A 1,661-nucleotide genomic window follows, 5' to 3' on the forward strand; every position below is an offset into this window, starting at 1 on the left:
TGCCTCCGGCAGTTCCGTCTCGGTGATGTCCGTGGTGGGCAACTCGACGCTCACGCTGTCGAGGACGTGCTGGTACGACGTGCCGTCAGACTCGGGGAACACCGTCCGCAGACTCTCGTGCCGGGCCACCACGTCACCGAGGGCGGCCCGCAGCGCGTCACGGTCCAACTCACCATTCAGGCGCAGGGCCAGTGGGATGTTGTAGGTGGCGCTCGGCCCCTCCATCTTGTGCAGGAACCACAGCCGCCGCTGGGCGAACGACAGGGGCACGGCGTCGGGCAGTTGCTGCTTGGTCAGGGCGAGCCGTGCGGGCCCGGCGGTGTCGAGCCGGGCCGCGACCGCGCCCGCGGTCCGTGCCTCGAAGAGCGTGCGCAGGCCGATCTCGACGCTGAACGCGGTACGGATGCGGGCGACCAGCCGGGTGGCCAGCAGCGAGTGGCCGCCGAGCTCGAAGAAGTCGTCGTCCACGCCGACGCGGGGCAGCCCCAGCACCTGTGCGAACAGATCGCAGATGATCTGCTCCTGCGGCGTGCGTGCCTGCCGTCCGGATCCGGTCGGCGCGAAGTCGGGCGCGGGCAGGGCGGCGCGGTCCAGCTTGCCGTTGGCGGTCAGCGGCAGGCGGTCCAGGAGTGCGATGGCCGAGGGCACCATGTGTTCGGGCAGCCGCTCACGGACGAACTCCCGTGCCTCCTCGGGCCACAGGGCCTCCCGGGCCACCACATAGGCCACCAGCCGGGTCCTGCCGGGCTGGTCCTCGCGGACGACTACGGCGGCCTGGGTGATGTGGGGGTGCTCGGTGAGGACGTTCTCGATCTCGCCGGGTTCGATGCGGAAGCCGCGGATCTTGACCTGGTGGTCGGCGCGGCCGACGAACTCCAGCTCGCCGTCCTGGTTCCAGCGCACGAGGTCACCGGTGCGGTACATCCGCCCACCGGGCTCGGGAGCGTACGGGTCCGCCACGAACCGCTCGGCCGTCATACCGGGCTTGCCCAGATACCCGCGGGCGACACCGGCCCCCGCGACGTACAGCTCCCCCACCACGCCGGGCGCCACCAGCTCCAGCCCCGAACCCAGGACGTAGGCCCGGGTGTTGGCGATCGGCCGGCCGATCGGCGCGGTGAGCGGCCAGCTGTCGGCGTCGTCGCTCAGGGTGTGTGCCGTGACCACGTGGGTCTCGGTGGGGCCGTAGTGGTTGTGCAGCACGCGTTCTGGTGCCGAGGCGTGGAACTCGCGGACGACGCGGCTCAGCGTAAGGGCCTCGCCGGCCTGCGCGATGGTCCGCAGCCGGGGCAGCGCACGTCCCTGCTCGACGGCTGCCTCGGCGACGGCCTCCAGGACGAGGTTGGGCGCGAAGAGTTCCTCCACTTCGTGCTCGTCCAGCCACTCGACGAACCGGGCCGCGTCCCGCCGAACGTCCTCGTCCGGGATCACCAGGGTCTTGCCGGACATCAGGGCCGACAGCATCTCCTGCGCGGAGACGTCGAAGCTGATGGCCGTGAACTGCGCGGTCCTCGTGCCGGGTTCGCCGCCGATCGCCTCGTGGTGCCACTCCAGCAGGTTCACCAGCGCGCCCGCGGGCATGATGACGCCTTTGGGTCGGCCGGTGGAGCCGGAGGTGTAGATGACGTAGGCGGGATGATCGGGCGCGAGTGCGGTGACGG

1 protein-coding gene is annotated in these 1,661 nt (G+C 71.2%); it reads right to left on the bottom strand.

The window, feature by feature from the left end; genetic code table 11:
- Positions 1–1,661, bottom strand: a 1,661-nt coding sequence (locus ACP4J3_RS50605; RefSeq protein ID WP_426545038.1) for an amino acid adenylation domain-containing protein, incomplete at both ends; no start/stop codon positions are given.

Source organism: Streptomyces sp. UG1 (genome assembly GCF_049974585.1).
Taxonomy (GTDB): domain Bacteria; phylum Actinomycetota; class Actinomycetes; order Streptomycetales; family Streptomycetaceae; genus Streptomyces.